General features: G+C 36.8%; 15 protein-coding genes. 3 read left to right on the forward strand and 12 right to left on the reverse strand.

Annotation, left to right across the window (positions count from 1 at the left end):
* Positions 1-211: 211 nt before the first annotated feature.
* From AC3B7A_RS03485 to AC3B7A_RS03515, 7 genes are all read right to left on the reverse strand, one after another.
* The gene (locus AC3B7A_RS03485; RefSeq protein ID WP_489756340.1) at positions 212-10,825 is read right to left on the reverse strand and encodes a DUF1542 domain-containing protein; all 10,614 of its coding nucleotides are present in this window, start codon (positions 10,823-10,825) and stop codon (positions 212-214) included.
* 270 nt (positions 10,826-11,095) lie between these two features.
* The gene (locus AC3B7A_RS03490) at positions 11,096-11,629 is read right to left on the reverse strand and encodes a TetR/AcrR family transcriptional regulator (RefSeq protein ID WP_489756341.1); all 534 of its coding nucleotides are present in this window, start codon (positions 11,627-11,629) and stop codon (positions 11,096-11,098) included.
* Between the two features lie 271 nt (positions 11,630-11,900).
* Positions 11,901-12,608, reverse strand: coding sequence for an MgtC/SapB family protein (locus tag AC3B7A_RS03495; protein WP_489756342.1), 708 nt, complete (start codon positions 12,606-12,608; stop codon positions 11,901-11,903).
* A gap of 187 nt (positions 12,609-12,795) precedes the next feature.
* Complete coding sequence (locus AC3B7A_RS03500) at positions 12,796-13,008, reverse strand: DUF2922 domain-containing protein (RefSeq protein ID WP_489756343.1); 213 nt, start codon at positions 13,006-13,008, stop codon at positions 12,796-12,798.
* Entirely contained in the window at positions 13,008-13,241 is a 234-nt protein-coding gene (locus AC3B7A_RS03505; RefSeq protein ID WP_489756344.1) for a DUF1659 domain-containing protein, read from the reverse strand. Before AC3B7A_RS03505 ends, AC3B7A_RS03500 begins: the two co-directional genes overlap by 1 nt.
* 252 nt (positions 13,242-13,493) lie before the next feature.
* A complete protein-coding gene (locus AC3B7A_RS03510; RefSeq protein WP_489756345.1) occupies positions 13,494-15,179 on the reverse strand; it encodes a hypothetical protein in 1,686 nt (561 codons plus the stop codon).
* Positions 15,180-15,187: 8 nt separating this feature from the next.
* Positions 15,188-15,913, reverse strand: coding sequence for a MucBP domain-containing protein (locus AC3B7A_RS03515; RefSeq protein WP_489756346.1), 726 nt, complete (start codon positions 15,911-15,913; stop codon positions 15,188-15,190).
* 265 nt (positions 15,914-16,178) lie between these two features.
* Here AC3B7A_RS03515 and AC3B7A_RS03520 point away from each other — a divergent pair, with 265 nt between their 5' ends.
* The gene (locus AC3B7A_RS03520) at positions 16,179-17,042 is read left to right on the forward strand and encodes a hypothetical protein (protein WP_489756347.1); all 864 of its coding nucleotides are present in this window, start codon (positions 16,179-16,181) and stop codon (positions 17,040-17,042) included.
* A 58-nt stretch (positions 17,043-17,100) separates the two neighbouring features.
* On the opposite strand, the gene AC3B7A_RS03525 is transcribed toward AC3B7A_RS03520, so the two are convergent.
* The 3 genes from AC3B7A_RS03525 to AC3B7A_RS03535 form a co-directional block, all read right to left on the reverse strand.
* On the reverse strand, positions 17,101-17,595 hold the full coding sequence (locus AC3B7A_RS03525; protein ID WP_489756348.1) for a hypothetical protein: 495 nt from the start codon (positions 17,593-17,595) through the stop codon (positions 17,101-17,103).
* Between the two features lie 485 nt (positions 17,596-18,080).
* Positions 18,081-19,256, reverse strand: a complete 1,176-nt coding sequence (locus tag AC3B7A_RS03530; RefSeq protein ID WP_489756349.1) for an NADH-dependent flavin oxidoreductase — start codon at positions 19,254-19,256, stop codon at positions 18,081-18,083.
* A 93-nt stretch (positions 19,257-19,349) separates the two neighbouring features.
* The gene (locus tag AC3B7A_RS03535) at positions 19,350-19,724 is read right to left on the reverse strand and encodes a winged helix-turn-helix transcriptional regulator (RefSeq protein WP_489756350.1); all 375 of its coding nucleotides are present in this window, start codon (positions 19,722-19,724) and stop codon (positions 19,350-19,352) included.
* 421 nt (positions 19,725-20,145) lie between these two features.
* On the opposite strand from AC3B7A_RS03535, the gene AC3B7A_RS03540 reads away from it, so the two are divergent.
* Complete coding sequence (locus tag AC3B7A_RS03540; protein WP_489756351.1) at positions 20,146-22,713, forward strand: isopeptide-forming domain-containing fimbrial protein; 2,568 nt, start codon at positions 20,146-20,148, stop codon at positions 22,711-22,713.
* 319 nt (positions 22,714-23,032) lie between these two features.
* On the opposite strand, the gene AC3B7A_RS03545 is transcribed toward AC3B7A_RS03540, so the two are convergent.
* On the reverse strand, positions 23,033-24,943 hold the full coding sequence (locus AC3B7A_RS03545) for a copper-translocating P-type ATPase (protein ID WP_489756352.1): 1,911 nt from the start codon (positions 24,941-24,943) through the stop codon (positions 23,033-23,035).
* Positions 24,944-24,962: 19 nt separating this feature from the next.
* Complete coding sequence (locus AC3B7A_RS03550) at positions 24,963-25,331, reverse strand: cupredoxin domain-containing protein (protein WP_489756353.1); 369 nt, start codon at positions 25,329-25,331, stop codon at positions 24,963-24,965.
* Positions 25,332-25,803: 472 nt separating this feature from the next.
* Here AC3B7A_RS03550 and AC3B7A_RS03555 point away from each other — a divergent pair, with 472 nt between their 5' ends.
* Positions 25,804-26,718 (forward strand): magnesium transporter CorA family protein, encoded by a 915-nt coding sequence (locus AC3B7A_RS03555; protein WP_489756354.1) that lies wholly within the window; start codon positions 25,804-25,806, stop codon positions 26,716-26,718.
* Positions 26,719-26,747: the final 29 nt, after the last annotated feature.

The following is a 26,747-nucleotide window of genomic DNA, read 5'->3' on the forward strand; positions in this document are numbered from 1 at the left end:
AAAAGTAGTGATTGTTGGGACAATCGCTACTTTTTTAATCTGTTTAATTTAAATTAATTGATTTTTTAATAAAAAATATCTAGTCCTCAATTCTTAGCCTCTGTTCCATCAACCAATACTGCCAGCGAAAAAAAAGCAATCCAATCAAGAAAGAATTCAAGATTGCATTGCCTTTTGTATTTGAAGAAAGATTTTATCCTAAACTAAATTATTAATCACTTAAAACGTATTTAGCAGCAACCCATTCGTTGGCAGCAACACGATAATAAACATGACCGTTAACAATCAATTGGCGATCATAACGCCACGGATTATCGTTAGTCAACAAAATATTCGATTGCACCATCAAACTTTGCGTAGCATCATAAACGTAGACTTTAATGCTGGCTTGATTAATTGTTAAAGCACCAACCTTGCGATTAATAACCATGGCCTGTGGTGTCCAATTAATATCACTTTCTGCCAAATATTCATTCGGAGCCACTTGATAGTAAACTTGACCATTAATCAACTGTTGCCGACCATTAGTCAACCACTTAGTACCAGCAGCTAATTGTCGATTAGCAACTACTTGTCCCTGGGCATTATAGACAGGAACAAAACCATTGGTGTTATTACGAACCGTTAGTACACCATCAACTTTTTGTGTCTGAGCATTTGTCGCAAAACTAACATCACTAGCCTTCACATATTCATTAGTACCAACATGATAATACAATTCACCATTAATCATTACTTGGTGATCAGTCTTCCAAGCTGTACCATCATTGACCACGCGGTCAATGAGCTGACCATTTTGATCATAAAGATGAACAAAACCAGGATTATCATTGGAATTAATTGTCACCACACCCGGAGTTGCTACGGGGAGTTGATTATCATGATTAGAAACATCCGGCAAAGTGACTACTGGCGTTTGATTTTCACTAATCATCGCCCGTAACAATGAATTAAATTCTTCAATGCCCGCAATTCCATCTAACGCTGCACCAGTACTGGTTTGACTCTCATTAATCTGTTTTTGCGCAGCAGTATAACTAGTAGTTAATTGTTGCTTCAATTGTTCTTTCTTAGATTGAGAAATACTCAATTGATTAATTTGCGCTTTAGCTTTCGATAAAGCCTGATCCAAAGCTTTATTAGCATCAGTTTTTGCTTGCTCAACATCACTGGCAACATTTTGCACAGTGACGGCATGAATATTTTTAATCCCCTGATCGCTAACATCATGAACAGCTGCTGAAGATTGGGCTTTAGTTACTTGGTCCTTAGCTGCAGTATATGCGGACTGAGCTTGCCCCAAAAGAACTTGTTTTGTAGCATCATCCACATTCATAGCATTGATCAGTTGATTAGTATTAGCTAAAGCATTCTTCAAAGCAGCCAAGGCATCTGCTTGAGCCTGTTGTAAATTATGATTAGTATTTTTGGCTAATAAACTATCTAAAACATTCGTGCCCGCTGTTTGCGCAGCATTAGCCGCACTAATTGTATTAGCTTGATCAATCTGATTCAAAGCTTGGTCATAATCTTGTTGAGCTTGTTGCTTCAATGACAATTTTTGCTTAGTAGTTATATTCATGGCATCAAATGCTTGATCAACTGCATTTAGGGTTGCTTGAAGTTTATGTTTAGCATTGGATTTAGCAGTTGACAACACCTGAGCATCATTTGTTTGCGCAGTTGTTAAAACCTGATCGATGTTTTTAATTCCCGTCGTTTGAATTGCTGTCACTTCACTTGGATTTTGAGCTTGGTCAAGTTGATTAATAGCTTGGTCATGAGCTGATTGAGCTTGTTTTTTCAAAGTTTGTTTTTGACTTGGTGTCAAATTACTTAAGTCATCAATCTTTTGATCAACTTGACTTAATTCATCATCCAAAGCTTGTTGTGCTTGAGCTTTCGCATTAATTAATAAGTCAGCGGTAATCACCGATTGAGCTGTATGCTCAATCGTTGTTACGCCAGCAGTTTGCGCTTGCTTAATGGCAGTCGGATTAGTGGCTTGGTTAACTTGATTTTTAGCTCCTACAAAAGCTTCATTTACTTGATCTTTAGCGGCTTGTTTTTGATCTGGAGTCAAACCTGAAGTTTGATCAATTTGTTGATTAGCTTTATTTTGAGCAGCTAGTAACTCATTAATTGCCGCAGTTTGCGCTTGGTTTAAAGCATAAGCATCATTACTATCGGCTGTTTCTAAAACTTGATCAATTTGCTCAATGCCTGAAGCTTTATTAGTAGTAACTGCAACTAAATCTTGCGCCTGATTAACTTGCTTGGCGGCGTCATCATGGGCTTGTTGGGCTTGCTTCTTTAAGGCTGTCTTTTGATCAGTAGTTAAGTTCTTAAAATCATCAATTGCGTTATTAATCTTGACTAATTCGTCATCCAAAACTTGCTTGGCAGCAGCTTTAGAATTAGCTAGTTCATCGGATAAAATAGTAACATCAGCTGCAGCACCAATCGCATTCACACCAGCTTGGTTGAGTTTTTGAACAGTGGTTAAATCCTTTGCTTGATTAACCTTGTCTTTAGCACTCATGAAGACCTGGTTAATTTGTTCTTTGGCGGCTGTTTTTTGGTCAGCAGTTAAATCTGAACTATCAATTTTGCTATTAGCGGCTGTTTGCGCGTTTTCTAAATCTTTAATCGCCGAAGTTTGCGCCGCACTTACGGCACTACTGTCGTTCGTTTGTCCAGTCGTCAAAGCTGCATCAATGTCAGTAATTCCCGTTGTCTTAGCGGTGGTCACATCATTTACTGTGTTAGCAGCAGTCACATCTTTAACAGCATCATCGTGGGCTTGTTGCGCTTGCTTCTTTAAGGCTGTCTTTTGATCAGCAGTTAAATTTTGTAAACCATCAATCGAATTATCAACCTTGGCTAATTCGTCAGACAAAGCCTGCTCAGCATTAGCTTTAGCATTGGCTAGTTCATCAGACAAAATAGTAACATTAACTGCAGCATCAATTGCGTTCACACCAGCTTGGTTCAGTTTTTGAACGGCGGTTAAATCAGTTGCTTGATTAACTTGATCTTTAGCACTCGTAAAGATCTGGTTAATTTGTTCTTTAGCGGCTGTTTTTTGGTCAGCAGTTAAATCTGAACTATCAATTTTACTATTAGCGGCTGTTTGCGCATCCTTTAAATCATTAATCGCTGAAGTTTGGACCGCACTTAAAGCATTATTATCACTAATTTGACCATTCGTCAAAACTGCATCAATGTCAGTAATTCCTGCTGTCTTAGCGGTGGTCACATCATTTACTGTGTTAGCAGCAGTCACATCTTTAACAGCATCATCATGGGCTTTTTGCGCTTGCTTTTTTAAAGCTGTCTTTTGATCGGCAGTTAAGTTCTTAAAACCATCAATCGAATTATCAACCTTGGCTAATTCATCATTTAAAGCCTGCTCAGCATTAGCTTTAGAATTAGCTAGTTCATCAGACAAAATGGTAACATCAGCTGCAGCACCAATTGCATTCACACCAGCTTGGTTCAGTTTTTGAACGGCGGTTAAATCAGTTGCCTGATTAACTCGCTCTTTAGCACTCGTAAAGATCTGGTTAATTTGTTCTTTAGCGGCTGTTTTTTGATCAGCAGTTAAATCTGAATTATTAATTTTACTGTCTGCTGCAGTTTGTGCGGTCTCTAAATCATTAATCGCTGCAGTTTGCGCGGCACTTAAGGCACTACTGTCATTCGCTTGCCCTGTCGTTAAAGCCGCATCAATGTTAGCAATCCCTGTGGTCTGAGCGGTGATCACATCAGCGACTGTGGTGGCAGCATTCATATCTTTAATGGCATCATCATGCGCTTTTTGCGCTTGCTTCTTTAAAGCTGTCTTTTGATCAGCAGTTAAATTCTTTAAGGAGTCAATTTCACTATCAACTTCAGCTAATTCGTCATCCAAAACTTGCTTGACAGCAGCTTTAGAATTAGCTAGTTCATCAGACAAAATGGTAACATCAGCTGCAGCATCAATTGCGTTCACACCAGCTTGGTTCAGTTTTTGAACAGCAGTTAAATCATTTGCTTGATTAACTTGATCTTTAGCACTCGTAAAGATCTGGTTAATTTGTTCTTTCGCGGCTGTTTTTTGGTCAGCAGTTAAATCTGAACTATCAATCTTACTGTTAGCGGCAGTCTGCGCATTCTCTAATTCTTTAATCGCTGAGCTTTGCGCCGCACTTAAAGCATTATTATCGCTAGTTTGACTAGTCGTCAACACTGCATCAATGTCAGTAATTCCCGTTGTTTTAGCAGTTGTCACATCAGCCATCGTGTTAGCTGCAGTAACATTGTTAACGGCATCATCATGGGCTTTTTGCGCTTGCTTCTTTAAAACTGTCTTTTGATCAGCAGTTAAGTTCTTTAAAGCATCAATGGCGTTATCAATCTTAGTTAACTCATCAGCTAAAGCCTGCTTGGCTGCTTGTTTTGCATTCAATAATTCATCCGCCGCAATTGTCTTATCGGCAGTATCATTAATCGCAATTACACCATCATTCTGCGCTTGTGCCACATCGGCTAAACTAGTTGCTTGGTTGACTGCATTCTGAGCAGCAACAAAGACTTTATCTATTGCAGCTTTAGCCGCCGTCTTTTGCTCAGCAGTTAAATCTGAACTATCAATTTTATTATTGGCTTTATCCTTTTCATTCGTTAGTGCTTGAAGATTATCAGTTTTAGCACTATTTAATTCAGCAGTAGTTTCATCACCCTTAGCAATATTTAAAACATTATCAATATTGTTAACGCCCGTTGCTTGCTGAACTTGAACATTAGATAAATCAGTTACTTGATCTACAGCGTTAATCGCATCATCATGCGCTTTTTGTGTTTGCTTCTTTAAATCATTTTTTTGTTGAGTTGTTAAATGACTTAATTGCTCAATTTGTTCATTGACATTCTTTAATTTTGCATCCAATGCCTGGTGAGCTTGATCTTTAGCGTTCATCAATTCATCTGCGGCAATTGTTTTAGCCGCAGTATCATTGATCGCACTTACGCCATCATTCTGCGCTTGTGCCACATCGGCTAAACTAGTTGCTTGATTAACGGCAGTCTGCGCAGCAGCAAAAGCTTGGCCAATTGCAGTTTTGGCCGCTGCTTTTTGATCGGTCGTTAAAGCAGATTGATCAATTTTACTATTAGCGGCAGTTTGTGCATTCTCTAATTCTTTAATCGCCGAACTTTGCGCCGCACTTAAGGCACTACTGTCATTCGCTTGCCCTGTCGTCAAAACTCCATCAATGTCAGTAATTCCCGTTGTTTTAGCAGTTGTCACGTCTGTGACTGCCGTAGCCGTGTTCACATTTGTTACAGCATCATCGTGCGCTTTTTGCGCTTGATCTTTCAAACTATTCTTTTGCTCAGTTGTTAAATTCTTTAAAGCATCAATGGCGTTTTCAATCTTGGCTAACTCGTTATCTAAAGCTTGCTTAGCCGCCTGTTGCGCATTTAACAATTCATCCGCCACAATTGCTTTGTCCGCAGTATCATTAATTGCCGCAACACCCGCTGTTTGGGCTTTGTTCACACCATCTAAACTAGTTGCTTGGTTAACTGCAGTCTCAGCTTTACCGAAAGCTTCGTCAACTGCCGTTTTGGCCGCCGTTTTTTGATCATCCGTTAAAGCAGATTGGTCAATTTTACTATTAGCGGCAGTTTGTGCATTCTCTAATTCTTTAATGGCTGAACTTTGTGCCGTACTTAAGGCACTACTGTCATTCGCTTGCCCTGTCGTCAAAACTCCATCAATGTCAGTAATTCCCGTTGTTTTAGCAGTTGTCACATCAGCGACTGTCGTAGCGGTATTCACATTTGTTACAGCATCATCATGCGCTTGTTGCGCTTGATCTTGCAAACTCTTCTTCTGGTCAGCAGTTAAATTCTTTAAAGCATCAATGGCATTCTTAACCTTGGTTAACTCGTTATCCAAAGCTTGTTTGGCTGCTTGTTGCGCATTCAACAATTCATCTGCAGCAATTGCTTTGTCCGCAGTATCATTAATTGCCGCAACACCCGCTGTTTGGGCTTTGTTCACACCATCTAAACTAGTTGCTTGATTAACGGCAGTCTCAGCTTTACCAAAAGCTTCGTCAACTGCCGTTTTGGCCGCCGTTTTTTGATCATCCGTTAAAGCAGATTGGTCAATTTTACTATTAGCGGCAGTTTGTGCATTCTCTAATTCTTTAATGGCTGAACTTTGTGCCGTACTTAAAGCATTACTATCACTAGTTTGTCCAGTCGTCAAAACTGCATCAATGTCAGTAATTCCCGTTGTTTTAGCAGTTGTCACAGCAGCGACTGTCGTAGCGGTATTCACATTTGTTACAGCATCATCATGCGCTTTTTGCGCTTGATCTTGCAAACTCTTCTTCTGGTCAGCAGTTAAATTCTTTAAAGCATCAATGGCATTATTAACCTTGGTTAACTCGTTATCCAAAGCTTGCTTAGCTGCTTGTTGCGCATTTAACAATTCATCTGCAGCAATTGTTTTGTCCGCAGTATCATTAATTGCCGCTACTCCCACTGTTTGGGCTTTGTTCACATCATCTAAACTAGTTGCTTGATTAACTGCAGTCTTAGCTTTACCAAAAGCTTCGTTAACTGCCGTTTTGGCCGCTGCTTTTTGATCAGCCGTTAAATCTGAACTATCAATTTTACTATTAGCGGCAGTTTGGGCTTTCTCTAATTCTTTAATCGCCGAAGTTTGCGCCGCACTTAAAGCATTACTATTATCAGTTTGACCAGTTGCCAAAGCCGCATCAATATTGGCAATCCCTGTGGTCTTTGCAGTTGTCACACCAGTGACTGAAGTAGCCGTATTCACATTTGTTACAGCATCATCATGTGCTTTTTGCGCTTGATCTTTAAAGCTTTTCTTTTGGTCAGTTGTTAAATTCTTTAAAGCATCAATGGCATTATTAACCTTGGTTAACTCGTTATCCAAAGCTTGCTTAGCCGCCTGTTGCGCATTCAATAATTCATCCGCCACAATTGCTTTGTCCGCAGTATCATTAATTGTTGCAACACCCGCAGTTTGGGCTTTGTTCACATCATCTAAACTAGTTGCTTGATTAACTGCAGTCTTAGCTTTACCAAAAGCTTCGTCAACTGCCGTTTTGGCCGCTGCTTTTTGATCAGCCGTTAAATCTGAACTATCAATTTTACTATTAGCGGCAGTTTGTGCGTTCTCTAATTCTTTAATGGCTGAACTTTGCGCCGTACTTAAAGCATTACTATCACTAGTTTGTCCAGTCGTCAAAACTGCATCAATGTCAGTAATTCCCGTTGTTTTAGCAGTTGTCACACCAGTGACTGAAGTAGCCGTATTCACATTTGTTACAGCATCATCATGTGCTTTTTGCGCTTGATTTTTCAAACTCTTTTTCTGGTCAGCAGTTAAATTATTTAAACCATCAATTGAATTATCAATCTTGGTTAACTCGTCAGCTAACGCTTTTTCAGCAGCATCTTGAGCACTAGCTAAACTGCCAAAACCATCAATTTCTTTTAGACCATCAGTTTTAATCGCCACAACATTAATCGCCGCAGTTGCTTGATTAATTAAAGTAAGAGAATTATCATGAGATTTTTTTGCTTGATTCTTTAAAGTGGTTTTTTGTTCTGTGGTCAGATTTTTCAAGCCGTCAATTTGAGTATTAGTGGTCGTTAATTCTTCATCCAAAGCTTGTTTGGCACTGTCCTGCGCATTTTTTAACTCACCAGTTTGAATAGCTTTATCCGCAGCATTATTGATGGCAGTCGTCCCATCATTATAAACCGTTGTGGCATTGGCTAAATTTGGGGCTTGACTAATATTACTACTATCAGTGTTAAAAAGTTCATCAACTTGAGTATTGGCAGTAGCTTTTTGAGCAGTTGTCAATTTAGACTTATTGATCTTATCGTGAGCTGCCAATTTTGTCTGATTTAAATTAGCAATCGCCTGATTTTTAAAAGCTTCCAAATCATCAGCATTAGCAGAACTTAGTACTGCATCAATATTATTAATTCCTGTCTTTTGAGCCGTATCAATTTGCGTTTGGTTCTGACCACCATTGACAGCATCAATTGCGTCATCGTGGGCTTTCTGGGCTTGATCTTTGAAGTCCTTTTTCTGATCAGTGGTTAAGTTCTTTAAATTATCAATAGCAGCAGTAGTGTTTGTTAATTCTTTATCTAAAGCAGTTTTGGCCGCTGCCCGTAAATTAGTCAAGACTCCTTCACTAACTGCACTAGCTGCTGCCTGATTAATAGCTGTGACACCATTAGTTTGCGCCGTTGTAATCTCATCATCAGAACTAGCGATATTGACATTATTTTTAGCAACAGTATAAGCTTGATCAACGGCAGCAATTGCTGCTTTTTTTTGGGTATCAGTCAAATTAGAAGTATTAATTTTGTCATGAGCTGCTGCCTGTGCTGTTGTTAAAGCTTTAATAGCAGCAGTTTTACTATCTTGTAATTGGGCAGCATCGAAAGCTCCTTGCTCGGGATCAAAATCAAAAGGAGCCAAACTATCAACAAAATCTTTATCAGCAGCTAATTCTAAATGATCACCTGGTTGTAATAATCCTGCTGGTAGGTTAAAAGTAAAGTTACCGTTGGCATCTGTTTGAGCGACATATTTTTGCGAACCATCACGCCAATATTTATCATTAACATTTAAAGTTCCCGGCATTGGTGTGGTTAATCCATTAGAATGCTTAATCACAACATAAACGTAGGCATTAGCATTATTAGCATGACCAAAAACAACAGTTTTGTCAGGATCAATGCTGACCCGATCCACATCAACATATGGTCCGGCCGATTTAAATTCCAACTTCGAACCAGTCAAATTTTGATTGCTTAAACTATTAGCCACTTGTTGCTCACTAGCATAATTTTCACCAACAATATCACTAACAGCGCTAGCTTGTTCGGGATCATTAATATTACCAATCGTATTAGAACTAATGCTTAAATCTAATTTATCCAATGGTCCTGATTGCTGTCCATCACTAAAAACATATTTCACATCATTTAAAGTGAATTTACCATTACTAATTAACCAGGCACTCGAATTAGTGGTTGGATCTAAAACAAAATCTTGCGGATTATCAATATTAACGTGCGCACCGGCAATGTTTAATAAAGTCATGGCACCCGTACCGTCAACTTGAACTTTGAAAGTTCCACCGTTCACTTGAATAGTTCCACTATTAATATTAACAATTGAGCCATTAAAGTCCGCCATTTCTTGACCCATGATTTCAAAATCAGCGGTATTAGCAATGTTTAAGTTACCACCAATATTAACTAAATTTTGATAAATCGCACCATTACTCTTGATTTTAACTGTTGCTCCAGCTTCTAAATTAACGGTGGAACCTGAACCGATGTTAATTGCTTGTGCCGTATCACGAGCATCTTCACCCACCACATTAATATTTAAAACTGAACCTTCTTTAGCATCAATGGTTCCAGATCCATTAATAAGAAGTCCAGCAACATTACTACTATTTTGAGCACTATTTCCGTGGCTATGGGGATTCAAATTAACGGTCGCATTTTTCTCTAGCGTAACCGTTCCTGAACCTTCAATATCAATTACGTCATCTTTATAAGTCGTTCCCGTGAAAGTTGAACCAGCGGTAAAATCAACGCTACCAGAACCACTAATTTCAATTACCTGTTGATAATCATCAATGGGCGTAATCGTACTATTATCGTAAGGACTAGTATAGTGTGCTACAGAAGCGGCCGTCACATTGCCTTTGATGATAACCTTTTGTCCATTGGAAGCATGGATCATTTGAGCACCCGTATATGAGATATTATCAAAGGTAATCGTTGGTGTTCCACTAGGATTAACAACCCCCCAATAAGTTGCACCATAAATATCGAGATTTTGAAAAGTGATATTGCCACTTGTTACAATCCGATTGCCCCGCATATCGAGGTAATAACGCTGGCCTTCCGCCGATTTAATCGTAATTTCTCGACCATCTTCGACATTAATATCAGTTGCACTCCGCGATAAGATAGCAATATTATTATCCAAAATAATGGTGTGAATCGCATCACTATTATTTAGTCTGCCATTCGCATTATTGGAATTAAGCGCCACTAAAAATTGGTGTTCATTTTGCACATGAACCACACCATTATCATCAACCACTAAACCATTCTCCGGTGATAAGGCGTAATTGCTAACTTGCGGTGCAGTAGTATTAGTAGTTGAATTTTCAGCCACTGGCCGGGGAGTCGTTTGTGGGTTATTAACACTAGTTTGATCGCTACTTAATTGACCACTAGGCTTCTCAGCTACAGTGCTTGGAGTAGCTGATTGGTTTTTATTAGCTGAGGTATCATTATTAACCACAGCGCTATTTGTCGTCGGTTGCACATTAGAAGATTGTAAACTAGTTGCCTGTTGTACAACAGTTTGACTTTGCGCTTTGGCCGTCGCTTGAATCTGAGTTAAGTCAGTCAGGGATTGGGCTTGATCAATTTGCGTACTAAACTGATCATTAATTGTTTGGAGCTGTTGATTTAAACTAGTTGTTTGCGCTGGTGTTAAATTCAGAGTCTTAATTTGATTTTGAGCAGCATTGACATTCAAATTTAAAGCATTTTTAGCTGCTAATTGACCATTATTTAAGGCATTAGTTACTTGATCTACAGAAACTGACGCATCAGAATCAACTTGGTCAGATTGATATGGTTCTTGACTATCATCAGCTTGAGCATTGGTTTTATTCGTAGTCAACCACAACGTTGATGAAAATAGACTAACACCCATTGTCGCTAAAATTTTCTTTTTATTCATTAATTAAATCTCCCAATTAAAAATCACAATTTGCTTTGACCAAATCATTTTTACCAGTTAAATTACACTGAAAACGCCTTTTTGTGTGTTTTAAATAATTTATTAATTACAAAATTAGACACAAAAAAATATGTATATTACATTAGCATAAATAAATTAGAAATCCAAATTCTAAAAAATGCAAAAATGTAAAAATACATATTTTATTAACTATTTTTTAATCAAATTATGAAAATAAATTGGAATTTATTATCTTTAATGACCTTTTTTTCATCCTTGACTCAGTTGTGCTAGCTCTTTGCTAATTTGTTCGACTGACGTTTGCATATCCTCTTTAAACCACATTTTAACAGCTGCTAAAGTGCCAAAAATAATATACGTTGCTTGAAAATTACTCAGGGCATTGCCTTGCAGACTACTAATTTGATTGGCCAGCCGAGCCAAATCTTGTTCAAACTTTTCGGAAACACTAGAATTGATCAAAATTTTAATTCGCTTAGGATAATTTTGAACATAATTAAAGAAGCGAACATAATAGTCGTACATAGTAAAAGAATTACCCTTACTATCAATTAGCTGATTTTGCACAAAACTATCAATGACGGCAATCATTTCCTGTTCCATGGCTTCTAAGACTTCACTAGTATTGCGATAGTATATGTAAAAAGTTGACCGATTAATGCCAGCCTTTTCACACAATTTTTTAACAGTAATTGTCATCAAATCACTATGCTGTAATAATTCAATTAGTGCTTTTTCAATTGCTTTTTTAGTGTATTCAACACGCCGATCCTGTGTTCTCATTGATTTAATGATCCCCTTATTTAAAAAACTAATCCTGCTAGTTCAGACTGGAAAGCTAATTAGGATTTTAATGTCATCATTAAATCAATCAACTTTCGCCTTTTTACTAAGATCAGTTCACAAAACACCTTTTTACCAACCAACCACCAAAAGAACTGTTAATTAAATTGACTGGATACAAAACCAGATTTCAATAAATTTAACTACATCCCCTATAATTACTATAACTGTCACTTTCCCAAAGTTCCAGTTAAAGATTTATCATTTTTTATTAAACGCTAATCATTTTAATTGACATTACATTAGAATTCATCGAAATATCTTCAATAATATCAGAATAATTCATCTTATTAGGGATTTCAATCTCGTAAATATTAGTATAAACTCGCTCATTGATATCCGATTGACTGACGTTAAAATTAACATCACGAACCGTAATATTATGTTGATTAAAATAGTCTTGAATAAATTCTTTCGTCTCTTTTTTATGACGATATTCAACCATAATTTTTTTAACCGGTGTAATGTGTAACACCCGCTTTAAGAAACTTAAAACAATAAAGACCACAATCGTTCCAGAAACAGCAATGTCATAATTGCCCATCCCAATAGCCAAGCCTAAACCAGCCACTGTCCATAAACTCGCTGCCGTTGTTAAGCCTCGAACTACATGATGTTGAACCAAAATCGTACCCGCGCCCAAAAAACCAACACCACTAACAACTTGTGCAATTAAACGCGCATCATCAGCTCGTAAGACGCCAGCATAATGTGGATATTTGGCAGCCATATTGAGAGCATTAAAACCAATTTCTTTTTGCATCATGGCAATGATGCAGGCTCCTACGCAAACTAAAATATGCGTTCTAACACCAGCCGAATGATTTTTCTGTTGCCGATTATAGCCAATCAAACCGGCGCAAAGAACGGATAATAGTAAACGCATAATAATTTCCCATAATGGTAAATATAAGTCCATTCAATAACTTCCCTCTTATCGTAATTTAAATATAGTTCTTTTCATTATACTCACATTTGTCGAAAATTAAAAATTTAACCACGAAAAAGACTGGGACAATCAGATTAACACTCGTATTCTATATCAATGATACGAATATTAATTTCTTGTCCCAGTCTCCTAATACTAGCTAATCAAACCGGCATCCTTAAAATAATGACGTTTCAATTGTTTCAACATACTTAGCTGTGGTAGGTTGATGATACAAATCAACCCCATCTTTAGTACATAATTGCGCTTGTGCAATCTTTTGCATTTGTAACAAAACAACCTGTGCACTTAAATTATCAGCAGCATTTTTGAAAGTCAAGGACACATTCTTGCCTGCAGCACTGGTAAAATTCATTTTTAAAACTTTCATTAGATAATAGCCCCCTCAAGTTTAGAATTTAAATTAATTTGTGAATGAGACGTTAAATCAATTTGACTCAACTGCGCACCATCACTCAAGGCTGCTAAAGCTTGACCGACAGCCAACATTTGCTCATCACTTGGTTGTTCAACAATGTTATTTAAGCTCTGCTTAAAAGTCTGATCCCCTTGTAAAAAATTAAAACTCACATTACTATCTTGCCAATTTCTAGTTACTGCCATCCTTACATCCTCCTTAGTTTTCATAGCAATTTAGTTGGCCAACATTGACTTGCTACACTATTACTAACGTTTGAGAATAAAAAAACGGAACCAATTGATTAAAAAAATTCACTTTTTGGAAAAACTATTCTATAATGAGCCTTGGTAGTTAATCTAATAACTTCATAATGTTGGTTATCCGACTCATTAAAAAACGTTGCAATGAATGAATCTATTCATTACAACGTTTTTTATATCTAGCTAAAATTACAATTAGCTTCGTCCTGCTAAATGATCCTTGCGATTAACGTCTTTACTTTTTCTTCTCAAACCCAAAACTAACGCTAAAATTCCGATTAACAAAGAAATCCAACCGCTAAAACGATCAATGAGCGTTGGCTGATAATAAATTTGTACCTGATTATGCTTAGCTTTAGTCTTAAACGTTAATAGGCCATGAACCGACTGGTGCGCCTTAACTGGTCGGTGATTAACTAATACTTTATACAAAGAACCATAATATAAAACTGGCAATTCGACTTTTGTTTCTGCTTGCGTTGTTTGAAAATGATAAGTCAATTGATTAAGTTGGCCTTGACCATGAAAAATATACTTGTGACCATTTAAATAGCCTCGCCCCCAAGGCAACATTTTAATGACGCCTTGGGCGGCTTTAGGATAATAATCATTGGGCAAAGGTTGGGCAAAATGCTGTCCAAAATTAGCACTAGATAAATTAATTTTGTCCCAACTAAATCGATAATTAACTACTTTTTGCATTGAATTTAAAGTTAGACAACAGCTCAATAATATGATTAAACTGTTGCTGAATAAAGACCATTGAGGGCGTTTGATTTGACCAATTAGGTGAGCTGTACACCAAACAATCCCTAGTGTATAAAATAAGTTTAAGCGAAAAGGAAATTGAAGCGTATTAACTAACGAGTTTTTGAACAACGACCACGGCATCGCTGGTGTCGTTAAAAATCCACAAACTAAACTCAGTCCTAAAATCACCTTCCAAGCTAAACTAACGCGCGACCAACGGATTAAAACATAGATTATTAACACCAAACTCAAGCCCAAGATCAACGGTCCCGCAGTATGAGCTGGAAAAGTCAAGTTATGCAATACCGCATCTGTTTGCGCTTGCCAAGTATAAGGTTTCATTTGTGTGGGTGCCACTTGGGTCGCTTGAAGACCGCTGGGAGTCAATAAATAATGTTGAACAAACGGCCTCCAGTACCAAAATGATAACCCCAATGCCCAAAGTGTGGCTTTCAAATATTTTTTGAATTGTAGCCAGTTAGTTTGGCGACTAACTAATAAAATTAAATACCAGACCATCAGGCTAATCACCACTAATACAGTCGTCAGTACATGACTAAAAACTAATCCGACTAAAGCTACAATTAAAGCTTTTTTACCACCTTGATCTTTACTAAGGCAATAAAAACCACTAAAAGCCAGAGGGACAAACATAGTTGCTAAAAATTCACCTAAATCAAACCGCGTGAATAATGTTTGGATTCGATAAAAAGAAAAAGTGTACAAAATCGCAAAGCACACACTACTACTTCTTTTTTTGGTTACTTGATAAAAAGCCCAATCGCTCAAAACTAAACTAACTAAATTACACAAGCCAATATAGCAATAAAGCGCCAACAGGGGGTGTTTGAGCAATTTAATTAAAATAACTAATGGATATAATAATTGCACTGGGTAAAACAGATTGACCAAATTACCAGTTGCCCCAAAGCTTCTTGTTGCCATATAAGGAAATTGGGTAATTTTGGTTTGCAACAACTCGCCTAAACGTGCCGTATGAAAGCTTAAATCATCACCCCAAATAAACTTGCGGTAACGCAGGTAAATATAGCTAAAAACGATGACCAAGAAAAGATATAAGGCGCCAACCATGAACGTCTGTGCCTTATTTTTAGATCTAATTTTGAACAATTTTTTCATTAGCTTAAAACAACCCGATTAGCCTTAATCCAAAAACTATTTTCAATATGATAAAACAGATCTTGATCTACTTGAATTTGCCGATCAATTATTAATTGTGCCCCATTATCTAACAACTGTTCTGGCAATTTAGTCGCTATTTCTTGTTCCTCATTAATCTGCCAGAGCGTGACTTGCATATTATCAGGAATATTCACGACGGCATGAGCTTTAATTTCATGGGTACTAGGACCATAGTTTTCTTCAATTTCGGAGTGCAATTGAACGTCTTCGTCACGCAACCAACTGTCACCACTAATATTATATAGTGTAGTTTCTCCTACTTGTTTTTGGCGCAAGTAATTCAAATACATGCCGGCCCAAGCACTTTGCTGTGGCAGCGGATTATTATTTTCATCAACCAACGGAATGCTCTGACCTAATGAACCGAGAACTTCTAACTTATTACTAGCTTTGCGTAATTGATAGCGTGATGATTCAATCATTTCTTGATATTCAGTCACACTTTGGTAACGTAATTCAATTTCTTGAACTTGATCAGCCAAAAAGACTAAGGCTTGCTCTTCATCTACTTCAACTTCTAATTTAGAAAAATAGAAGTAACCTTCAATTTGGGGAATTTCGTAGTTAATCGCGGTTCCTACCTCCCCACTTAATGTTTTCGATGGCTGTATTTCTTGCCGCTGTAAATTTAAATATTTAATAACTGCTTGGCCTTGTTGCATGTTTGACTCCTCCATTTATTAATTGCTCATTCAAACGTTATTTAAACAATCAAGAATTAAAATCATTATATAAAATTGAGATTAGTTAACTGAACAGCAACTATCCCCATTACCTTTTAATTTATATTATACCAAGCATTATTGATCAGCGGCATTTTATCGTGGATAAATTATGAACTTTTTCCGAAAATTTTCAGAACTAATTAGGCGATAACTCAACAATTAAACGGACCATGATATAATATGAATATTGGAGGTTTTACCTATGAAAAAATATTTAACATCAATCCTAGTTGTCGGTGCTAGTATTTTAACATTAGCTGGTTGTCAAACTAATTCGAATAATTCTAGTGCGCAAACCAGTTATCAAAGTCTCATGAATAAAGCTGAGAAAGCCGTCCAGCGCCACGACTATTCAGCTGCTGATGCTTATTACCAAGCCGCTGGTACTGTTCAAAAAGGTAATAAAAAAGCCAATGCCCGCCAGCGTCAAGCTCATTATTTACAACTTGCCCAAACTTACATTGACAAATATCATTTTGCTGATGCCAAGAACTCCTTAACTGATGCTACCAAAATCAGCGGTGGCTCAAATCAATTACAAAAAATTGCTCAAAAGAAGTTAGCAACTGTCAAACACGTTCAAACTAAACGTCAGGAATATAATGAAGCTTTAGAAAAAATCGAACAAGCTAATGACCATAATCAATTAAATGACGCCTACCAACAAGCTGTTAAATTGCTACAAAAAAACGAATTTCATAAAAAATATTACGGTGATTTATATAAACAGACCGTCGAAATTTTGTTAAATAGTTCCAAGCAGTTGACTAAGACAGTAACAACACCGACAAATAATAGCCAATCAAATAGTACTTCTAATCCAACTACGTCAAATAATAACGATCACACTGCAGCCGCCAATGCTCCTGGTGAAACTGACGTTGTTAAAAATAAAACTGCTAATGGCAAACAAATCAGTGCTGCTGATATTCAAAAAGCCCGGCAAGAATTAAGTGCGCAAGGCATTCAAGAAAAAGCCGCCAGTGATAGTGATATTATTCGTGCTATTCAAAAAGCCGCTACCGATGGCCGCAGTAAAGTTACGCCAAAGGATATTGATTCTTAAATCACGATCTTAAAATAACAAAAATATACAATTTGACTAAAAGTTTGTGAATTATAAGCTAAAAGAAAATAGCAACTGCAGTAGCAGCGGCAGCATTAGCTACTCTCCTAGGAACGCCTATAGAAACCAAAGCACTTGAAATTCCCAATTTTATATTTGTAGTAGTTCCATTGATTTTGAGCGTCTGTTTGTATAACCAAGTAGCAGAATCTTGCCTACCAGAATATCTTAAGGCATATTCCAAAGCTTTTCTTATAACATAAGCTTTCCATCTAGGCTTAACAGAATTAAAACTATAATCAAAGTACTGCAATATTACTAACTGTTCATTACTAGAAATGTTATATTTAGCAAATAAATTATTAAATTCAGATTGCTTTCTAAGAGAAAGAGAATTCCAAATCTCATCAAAAGAACGTGAGCTTTTATACAAATCATCCGAAGAAATATTTTGAATTCCAGAAGCATTTAAAACAGAGTAAGAACTAACAGAAAATGGAACAGCTAAAGATATCGCAGTAAAAAAAGCAACAACAGATTTAGACATTTCCAAAAAAGTTGACTCTCCTTAAAATAAGATTAAAATGTTTAATAATTTGTACCACAAATAATATACTATGGCAACTAAAAAATTATTATCGGAGAAATCACATGAGTATATTAATTAAAATTATACTAGTTGCTTTAACAATAATGGCAGTATATCTATCATTTTGTTTTATTATAGCTATCTTGCAAACAATATCATCAAAAAAAAGAAATAGTTTTGAAAAAAAATTAAAAATAAATTTTTCAAACAATTTATGGGAAAATTTCATAAAAATACTAGCACCTGAAAACCTAATATATTTCATACTATATTTAATTTTCTAAACAAATAAAAAAAATCAATGAAACTAGGACGAGACTGGAGCAAAAGTCAGCAGTTGACTTTTGAAATAAAATAATTAATGTTCATACCATTCTATATCAAATTTGAGCATTAATCTTATTGTTCCAATCTTATTTATTCTTATTGTCCCAGTATCATTGATTTTTTTATTTCTTTAATCCTTCCATCGGGGAAGGTTGGTTTAAATACTGATTTGAATTTACTCTATCTGTAAAGTTTATGGCATCTGCAAAATCTGTTTTTAAAGAATGCTGAAAACCACGTGGAATTTTTAACTCATCCATTTCGCTTACATTCAAATTATAACGAATACTGGCTTCATTATCTGCCATTACTTTATCCAACCATAAAGGCTCATAAATAAATTCACGCGCCATCGCTGCAAAAGTTGCCCCTGATTGTAAAACAGAATCAGCATCTTGCGGTGTAGCAATCGATCCTACCTCAATTAATGGTTTTCGTTGTGCTAGTACTTTTAAAATTTTTTGATTTAAAGGCTCATGGTCTAAAGTATCATTTAATGAAGTCCGCTGATAATTTCCCATTGACGTGTGCAAATAATCAATCGGTTGATTAGCCAACTGATTCACAAACTTTAAAGTGTCGTTAATCCTAATTCCTGGTTGTTCAATTTCTTCTGGAGAAATGCGATAACCAACAATGAATGGTTTGGTAGCAAACTTTTGAATAACTTGTTGCACTTGGTCAATCACTGCAAAAGGCAAATTCATACGCTTTTTGAGCGATCCTCCCCACTGATCATGGCGTCGATTAGAGTGGGGTGAAAAAAATTGTTGTAACAAATAGGTATTAGCTCCGTGCAATTCAATCCCATCAAATCCAGCAATAATTGCTCGCCGTGTAGCTTCGCCAAAATTAACAATCAATTGTTCAACTTCATCTTCGCTTAAAGCACGCGGCGTTTGTGCATTTGCTCGTGGTGCTGCAACAGCACTAGCACTAACTGGTTGTTGTCCACGTAAAATTTCACTATTAGTCATGCGCCCCGCACTAAAGATTTGTAAAATTGCTTTAGAACCCTTAGATTTGATGGCACTAGCTAATTGAGTTAATCCAGGTAAAAACCGATCGTCTTCCACCGATAGCTCGCCTTCAAAGCCCTTACCAGTTTTGTCAATGTTAGCAACCGAAGTAATAATCATCCCTGCTCCTGAACGTTCTTGATAATAAGCAATTTCATCATTAGAAATCGAACCATCATAGAAACTAGATTTAGTAGTCATAGGAGCCATTACAATTCGATTTTGAATTGTCACTCCAGGTTTAATTTCAATTGGTTGTAAAAATAAATGCTTTGTCACCTTTTTACCTCCTTATAGGTCTCAACTAATATTATTGAAGAACCTTAATAAGAAAACAAGTAGGCACAATTTTGTTCCCATCAAGCAATTTATCTACATATTTTTAAATCCTTTAGGATCTTGATACAGTAGTTGAATATCATTCCCTGCTTGAATACTAGCGAGAATATGTTTTTGTCCCCAGTCTGACATTACCAATAAAATTTGACGTAAAGTTTTGCCTTCAGCTGTTAAACAATATTTCACTTTAGGTGGTACTTGATGATAAACACAGCGCTGGATCACACGGTCAGCTTCTAATTCACGTAATTGCTTAGTCAAGATCCTTTGTGAAATCTGCGGTATCTTCTTCCGTAATTCACCTGTTCTGAGCGGTCCATTACCTAAATGACACAAAATCATTGGCTTCCATTTACCACTAATTACGTCAATCGTTGCCTCAATCGCTAAATTATAAACTTTTTTCATTATTTAAAGCTCCTAATTATTTTGTTCAATAGCTAAAAATGTTTCAAACATCGTTGAAGCATATTCAATTATCATAATTCTTATTTTCTGAACCATAATGCATAAGAAAAATCCGAATTTTGGCAAGTGATAGTTTTCTAAAATTCAGAATTAAAAATACTAAAAAACATCTTTAAATTGCTAATTAACTGATTTTAAAAAAATAATTATTTTTTTAGACCTTTTTTTGAGCTAAAAATTATATTTATTATAACTTTTGTAATAGCATAAAGGCGTAAAAAAGTGAGATAAAAATTATCTTAGTTGCTTTTTTTAACTAAATATTGAGTTAAAAATAAGCTTTATAATTTAGCTTTCCCTTGCTTCAGAGTTCAAACAATTTAGTTTCAACTAGACAATTTTGCTGAAGGAGTGCTTTTACATGTTACGGTTGCACCGGTTACTATTCTTATTAACTCTAAGCTTCATGACCTTCCTTTTAACATTATGGCAAATTTCCACTATTAAAGCTGATAGTATCGGTGAAGAAGATCCTAGTAGTCCTACATTTTCTGACAATGATTTAACCGCCTTACCCGCTGATTTCAGTCCCATCGCACAACTGCCCAATGCCAATGAAGTCTCGGATACTAGTGCACCAGTCAAAGATGACATCTACACTTTTCGACCAGCTTGGACTAATCTAACGACCACTGACTACACTCCAGATGCCGATACCGATGCCAAAATAACTGATGTTTTTAATGATCCGCAAATGAACGGTCAACAGTATCTCAAATTATCAGCCTTGAATGGTGCCACTACCATTGGTGCGACTATTACCTACAGTCACGTGGGGACTTTTAAGGGACAAGATATAGATTTAAAAATGCACTCCACCTTTAATCTTCCCGGAACTAGTTCCGAACGTTATGGCGCCATCGGCATCGAAAAAAGTGATTTCCTAAATGTTCATTTAAGATCTCGCGGTGCTGGTTGGTCAGCTCATAATCAAATTAGTTTTTATAAAACTGGAACTAACCAATCAGTAAATGTTCAAGGCTATTGGAACTTCTTAGGCATTAATAAAGCTAAAGTTTTAAATATTGATAGTGATGCACTAGAAAACCAACAAGACCAAATTTATTATCCTGCTGGTTCAACTTTTGGCTATCGAAATGTAACCAACGGTCCTTATCAATTCATGAGCCAGGAAAAAGCCGGTAAAATGGACAACCCGTTAACCTTGAGATATCGTTCTACTGCCGCTACCAATTTTACTTTTGGCTTTGAAGCTCCCGATCACAGCGAACCTCGTGCTTCCGTCGGGATTGACTATACCAATCAAAGTCTCTTTTCCTACGCGCCACCAATTCCTAGTAAAAAAGGTCTAACAGCCAGCGACTTTGACGCTCCCAACAACGCGCTTTATCGCGTTCAACAAAATATTCCTGATGCCCAAATTGTTAGCAAAGCCTATCATAGTTTCCAAATTCAAGATCAATTAAACTCCCATTTAATCATTGACCAACAAAATACCCGAGTAGTTGATGAAAATGACCAAGTGGTTTCTGGTAGTGGTAAATTATTCAGCTTGACTTTTGGACCTAATAATAAAATCACGGCCACTGCTGATCCAACTGCTTTACAAAATTTAACCGATACCAGTCAGCCTAATTATTTTTATAACCATAAATATGTTCTAAAAATTTATGGCCGATTAGACCCTAATCAAGATTTACAAGACTTATCTAATAGCATCGGTAGTGATCAAAACACTTATTATAGCGTCGAAAACACCGCTCAAGTTGTAATTAATCAAAATCCAACTAATACCAATCCAGCAGTTGCTCAAGTCTTAAGCCCCAACAATTGGTGGTACATCACGGGTTCCGTTTTGCATATTCGCGATCATGCTACCGGGCAATATTTAAGTGAACCACCTTGGAGCAATGAAAGTAACAATATTACCCAGGTAATAATTGGTCAAAATGTCACTTTGAAAAGTACTCAACAATTACTAGCCAAAATGCCCCAATTATCTGAGGTTGATTTGCCAGCCACATTAAATACCAGTGTCAGCACCGATTTCTCCCAATTGTTTAGTGGCGACACTGGCTTGAAAACAATTACTGGTTTAGAAAATTTAAACTTGAGCAAAGCCAAGAGTCTAACTGGCATGTTTGAAAATACCGGCTTAACCAGCTTAAATTTACCCCCAAATTTTCAGCAAGTTGCTGCTGTGAATAATTTTGATAATTTTGTTAAAGATAACAAGCAATTAAATGAACTCAATTTAGTCAGCCTTAAAATGAATAAAAACGCTAGTACCATTAACTTTTTTGATGGCGATACTGGTTTAAGCAATTTAACTCTCGGACCGGAAAATAATTTTCTGCCTAATGAGCAAACTAATTTACCCGCATTGCCAAAAGACGATCAAGCTGGTAGTTTACAGGGGAAAACCGGCAAATGGATTCATCCGGCTACCGATCAAAGTTACCATTCGGATGAATTAATTGCCCAATACCAGGGTGACAACGTACAACATGCCAAGCAAGTGGCCACTTATGTACCACAAACCAGCAATTTACTCTACTTTACGCAAATTCCTGATAATTTAAACTTTGGGCCGCTGATTAGTGGTGGCAGTGTGTTAGCTAAAGAATTAAAGCCTAATAACCACCCTCAACAAACCGTTAGCGTTCAAGATTTGCATAGTAGTCCAATTCAAGGACAAGGTTGGAACGTTCAAATAACCGCTGAGGCATTTAACCCTAAGCCTGCAAATCAGAATTCCTTACAATTAAAGCTGAACCAAAAGCCACTAACTAGTGATGATAGCTACGATTTAACCCCGCAAAGTCCGGTCAATTCCGATCAACAATTTTCTTGGAACTTGACTGCTTCAGGAAACAGTGGCTTTACATTACAGTCTGTTCCCAGTTCTTTAAGTGCCGGTCATTATCAAGCAACGATTAATTATCGGATCAATAACAGCTTGACTTAGCACGCTGTAATATAAAGTTACCCCGCTGAATCACAGCTTAGTAAGAGCCTGGGACAAAAGTCGTTTAACAGCTGAACACTAACGGCATTAAATTTCAAAATCCGAACCCGACTGTAAAAATCTAATTTTGTTAGGTACAAACTGCTGACTTTGGAACGTAATAATGAATCAATGTTCGTTTAATTGACGATAGAACATAAATCTTAATCTTATTGTCCCAACCTCTTGTTGTTTCTCGACTGTTCTCAATTAGCCGTTCTACTATTTTTGAGCTCTAACGTCAATATTAACAATTATTATTGAGCTAGAGCGCTAATCATTAATTTGGTAGTTTAATTTGACTATACCGTAATAAAACTGAGCTTGTGACCACCGACAAGGAACTCAAAGCCATTGCTAAACCAGCTAAAATGGGACTTAAAGTAACACCTAACGCACTAAAAACACCCGCAGCAATCGGAATGCCTAATAAATTGTAAATAAAAGCCCAAAATAAGTTAGCTTTAATCCGGCGGAAAGTTTTCTGACTAAGTTGTAAAGCTAGAACCACATCTAACAGATCATTTTTTAAAAGAACAATCCCGCCCGCGGCAATCGCAACGTCAGTTCCCGCTTCCATCGCTATGCCTACATCCGCCTGCGTTAAAGCCGGCGCATCGTTAATGCCATCACCGACAAAAGCTACTGCACCAGTTGCTTGTAATTGTTTAATTCGTTGGGCTTTTTGGGCTGGCAAAACTTCAGCAATGACTTTTTGAACTCCAACTTGATGGCCAATTGCCCGCGCAACTGTGTAATTATCGCCAGTCAACATCACAGTTTGGTAATGTTGTTGTTTTAATAACTTAATTGCTCGTTGAGAACTGTCTTTGGGAGGATCTTGTAAAGCAATCACCCCATAAACTTCAGTTTCGGTTCCTACTAAAACTAAAGTTTGCGCTCGTTGTTGCAATTTTACCATTTGTTTTTGCCACGGATTATGAGCTTGAGTAAAAAGCTTTTCATTGCCTACCAAAATAACTTGTTGTTGCACCCGACCTTTAATTCCTTGCCCCGGAAGCGTCATAATTTGCTTAGTTAGAGGGAGCTTTAATTGCTGATTTTTAGCGGCTTGAATGATTGCCTGAGCTAAAGGATGATCAGATTGCTGTTCTAAAGCGGCTGCCAACGTTAAAACTTTTACTGAATTTCCTAACACTTGTGTAACTTGTGGTTGACCTTTTGTGATAGTACCCGTTTTATCAAACACAACCGTTTTGACCTGGTTCACCGCTTCTAAAACCGTACCATTTTTAATTAAGATTCCCATCTTTGCCCCTAAACCAGTCCCCACCATGAGCGCAGTTGGTGTCGCCAAGCCTAAAGCACAGGGACAAGCAACAATAATCACACTAATTGCATAAGTCACTGCTCGCATTAAATCGGCGTGTAAAACGACGCTCCAAACCCAAAAGGTTATTAAAGCAATAATCAAAACTATGGGCACAAACAAATTAGAAATTCGATCGGTTAATTTTTGAATGGGAGCACGGCTGGTCTGAGCTTTTTTAACCAATTCCACAATCTGTGCCAAAAAGGTTTGGGAACCAACTTTTTGAACTTCCACTTCTAAACTAGCATTGCCATTGAGTGTGGAACCAATGACCTTATCACCAACACTTTTAGTAACCGGCAAACTTTCACCGGTCACTAAGGATTCATCAACACTAGAAGTTCCGTGCACAATCTGGCCATCTAAAGGAATTTTTGCACCTGGTTTAACTAAAACTAAATCACCAACTTGGACTTGTTTTAAAGCAACTGACTGCCAATTATTGTTTTGCCACAATAAAGCCCTGGGGACTTGTAAGTTCAACAATTGATCCACTGCATTGGCAGCTTTTTGCTTCATTTGCTCTTCTAAAACTTGTCCTAACAAAATGAAAACTACAATAAAGGCCGCACTTTCAAAGAACACTGGTTGGCCTGTTAATAACGCATAAACACTATATAAATAAGTGGTTGCTGTACCAATAGCAACTAACGTATCCATATTAGCATGATGCTGTTTTAAAGCTGCCCAAGCACTTTGATAAAATGGTCCTGCAGCAAAAAGCAAAATAATAGTGGTACAAAAAAACGCTAGCCAATCAGAGCCAACGGGCATGATCTGAGCTAACATCAAAATCATTAGAACTAATAACGGCAACGAAAAAGTTACTGCTAGCCAAAAACGCTTTGTTAAAGTCATGTGATTGTCCTCAAAAATTTTATTTAATAATTACTTTGCCATGAAACATCTGCATTCCACACGAATATTCAAACTCGCCTGCTTGCTGAGTATCAATAGGAATTGTCACTGGCTGATTTTGTGGTAATTGTTGCTTAATTCCCCAATCACTAAAAATAACTTCTGCTAAACAATTCGATGGATCTTTGCGGACAAACTCTAACTGTGCCGGCAAATTTTTTTGAAAAGTTACTATTTCTGGTTGGTAGCCCCCATCTACTTTTACTTGAATTGTTTGCATTTGATCTTTGAGCTGGGCATCTTCACTAGTCACAGTCCGCTTGGTAAAAAACCACCAACAGATTAAACCAATCAAGCCCAAAACAATAATCGTAAGCAAAATTTTCATTAAATCATCCCCCAATCTTAATTTACAAATGTAATATAACACCAAAAACTACAATTGTAAATTTTAATACCCAATTTTGTTATAACATTTTTCCAAACAAAAATTTACAGTGCTCGCTCCATAGTGCTACAATTAATTAAACTATCAAGGGGCTAGAATAATCGTGTTACCTAAGATTGATTAACTCTTTTAAAATTCAACAATCATCTAGAAAAACTGGTAATTCTTCTCAATGGTTGCAGTCTTCACAATTGGGATCACTATTGCTTCAAAATTCAGCGATACTTATTTTAACTAATTCTAGCCTAATTTGGATTGAGGACTTAAGCCCCTTAGCACTAAGGCGCAACGACTTTTGTCTCCGTCCCACTAGAACCTGTGAACACTACCTATGTCATTTTAAAATTCATACGGTTCAACTAAACTATTTTTGTCCCAGCTTCATTCAGATCAAAGCATGCGAGGTAATTATATGATTAAAGCAACGCCGATGACTGATAATTTAAATATTATTGTTACCAAAAATATGACTCTAGATGATCGCAAGCAATTGCAAGAGTTTTATCAGATCAAACCTGATATTATCAATTACGTAACCGACTTAGATGAAAATCCCAATTATGATTACGATCCGTTATATCACACGCAATTGATCATTATTCAAATTCCCAAATTATTAGAAGCTAAAGATTTACAATATACCACTCAACCAGTTGGTTTATTACTATTCCGCGAAAATTTATTCACTTTTAATCCAGACAATAGTTTATATTTCGATCAAGTGATTCAACATGTCATTAATAATCGACCGCAAATCGAACCGCAACAATTAATTTTGAATATTATTCTGAAGTTAATGGATAGTTTTGTACCCATTATTCACAAAATCACTCAAAAACGTAATCAATTATCACATACCCTTCGGCAAAAAATTAAAAATAGCGACTTAATTTCCCTGTCCTTTCTACAACAAACTTTGAGCTTATTCTATAGTGGCGTTTCTTTAGACGTGAGCGTCATCAAGCGCCTCCCCCAAACTCAATTTGTGAAACACATTAACGAAACTAAAGCTGTTAATGCGGCTTTAATTGATGCCTTAGTTGAAGGTCAACAGGTTCAACAAATGGTCGAGACCGAATTAGGAGTCGTGGAACAAATTTCTAGTACTTTTAATGTCATTGCCAATAATAACTTAAATAATACTATGAAGTTATTGACCGTTTGGTCCTTAACACTAACCATTCCCACAGTAGTAACTGGTTTTTACGGGATGAACGTTGACTTACCCTTTTCCAAAATGCATAGTGCTTGGTTATTGATTATCGGTATTATCATCTTACTTTCGATCTGGTTATTACTCTTATTAAAACATCATAAAAAATTGTGAAGTTTAACTTTTAACATTTAACTAACAGC

The organism is Bombilactobacillus sp. ESL1202, assembly GCF_058107125.1.

What these genes read in the sequence shown, in the direction of transcription:
- AC3B7A_RS03485 (WP_489756340.1), bottom strand. Translation starts at nt 10,825, where the DNA reads ATGAATAAAAAGAAAATTTTAGCGACAATGGGTGTTAGTCTATTTTCA.
- AC3B7A_RS03520 (WP_489756347.1), top strand. Translation starts at nt 16,179, where the DNA reads ATGAAAAAATATTTAACATCAATCCTAGTTGTCGGTGCTAGTATTTTA.
- AC3B7A_RS03515 (WP_489756346.1), bottom strand. Translation starts at nt 15,913, where the DNA reads ATGCAACAAGGCCAAGCAGTTATTAAATATTTAAATTTACAGCGGCAA.
- AC3B7A_RS03500 (WP_489756343.1), bottom strand. Translation starts at nt 13,008, where the DNA reads ATGAAAGTTTTAAAAATGAATTTTACCAGTGCTGCAGGCAAGAATGTG.
- AC3B7A_RS03540 (WP_489756351.1), top strand. Translation starts at nt 20,146, where the DNA reads ATGTTACGGTTGCACCGGTTACTATTCTTATTAACTCTAAGCTTCATG.
- AC3B7A_RS03535 (WP_489756350.1), bottom strand. Translation starts at nt 19,724, where the DNA reads ATGAAAAAAGTTTATAATTTAGCGATTGAGGCAACGATTGACGTAATT.
- AC3B7A_RS03505 (WP_489756344.1), bottom strand. Translation starts at nt 13,241, where the DNA reads ATGGCAGTAACTAGAAATTGGCAAGATAGTAATGTGAGTTTTAATTTT.
- AC3B7A_RS03555 (WP_489756354.1), top strand. Translation starts at nt 25,804, where the DNA reads ATGATTAAAGCAACGCCGATGACTGATAATTTAAATATTATTGTTACC.
- AC3B7A_RS03490 (WP_489756341.1), bottom strand. Translation starts at nt 11,629, where the DNA reads ATGAGAACACAGGATCGGCGTGTTGAATACACTAAAAAAGCAATTGAA.
- AC3B7A_RS03550 (WP_489756353.1), bottom strand. Translation starts at nt 25,331, where the DNA reads ATGAAAATTTTGCTTACGATTATTGTTTTGGGCTTGATTGGTTTAATC.
- AC3B7A_RS03495 (WP_489756342.1), bottom strand. Translation starts at nt 12,608, where the DNA reads ATGGACTTATATTTACCATTATGGGAAATTATTATGCGTTTACTATTA.
- AC3B7A_RS03545 (WP_489756352.1), bottom strand. Translation starts at nt 24,943, where the DNA reads ATGACTTTAACAAAGCGTTTTTGGCTAGCAGTAACTTTTTCGTTGCCG.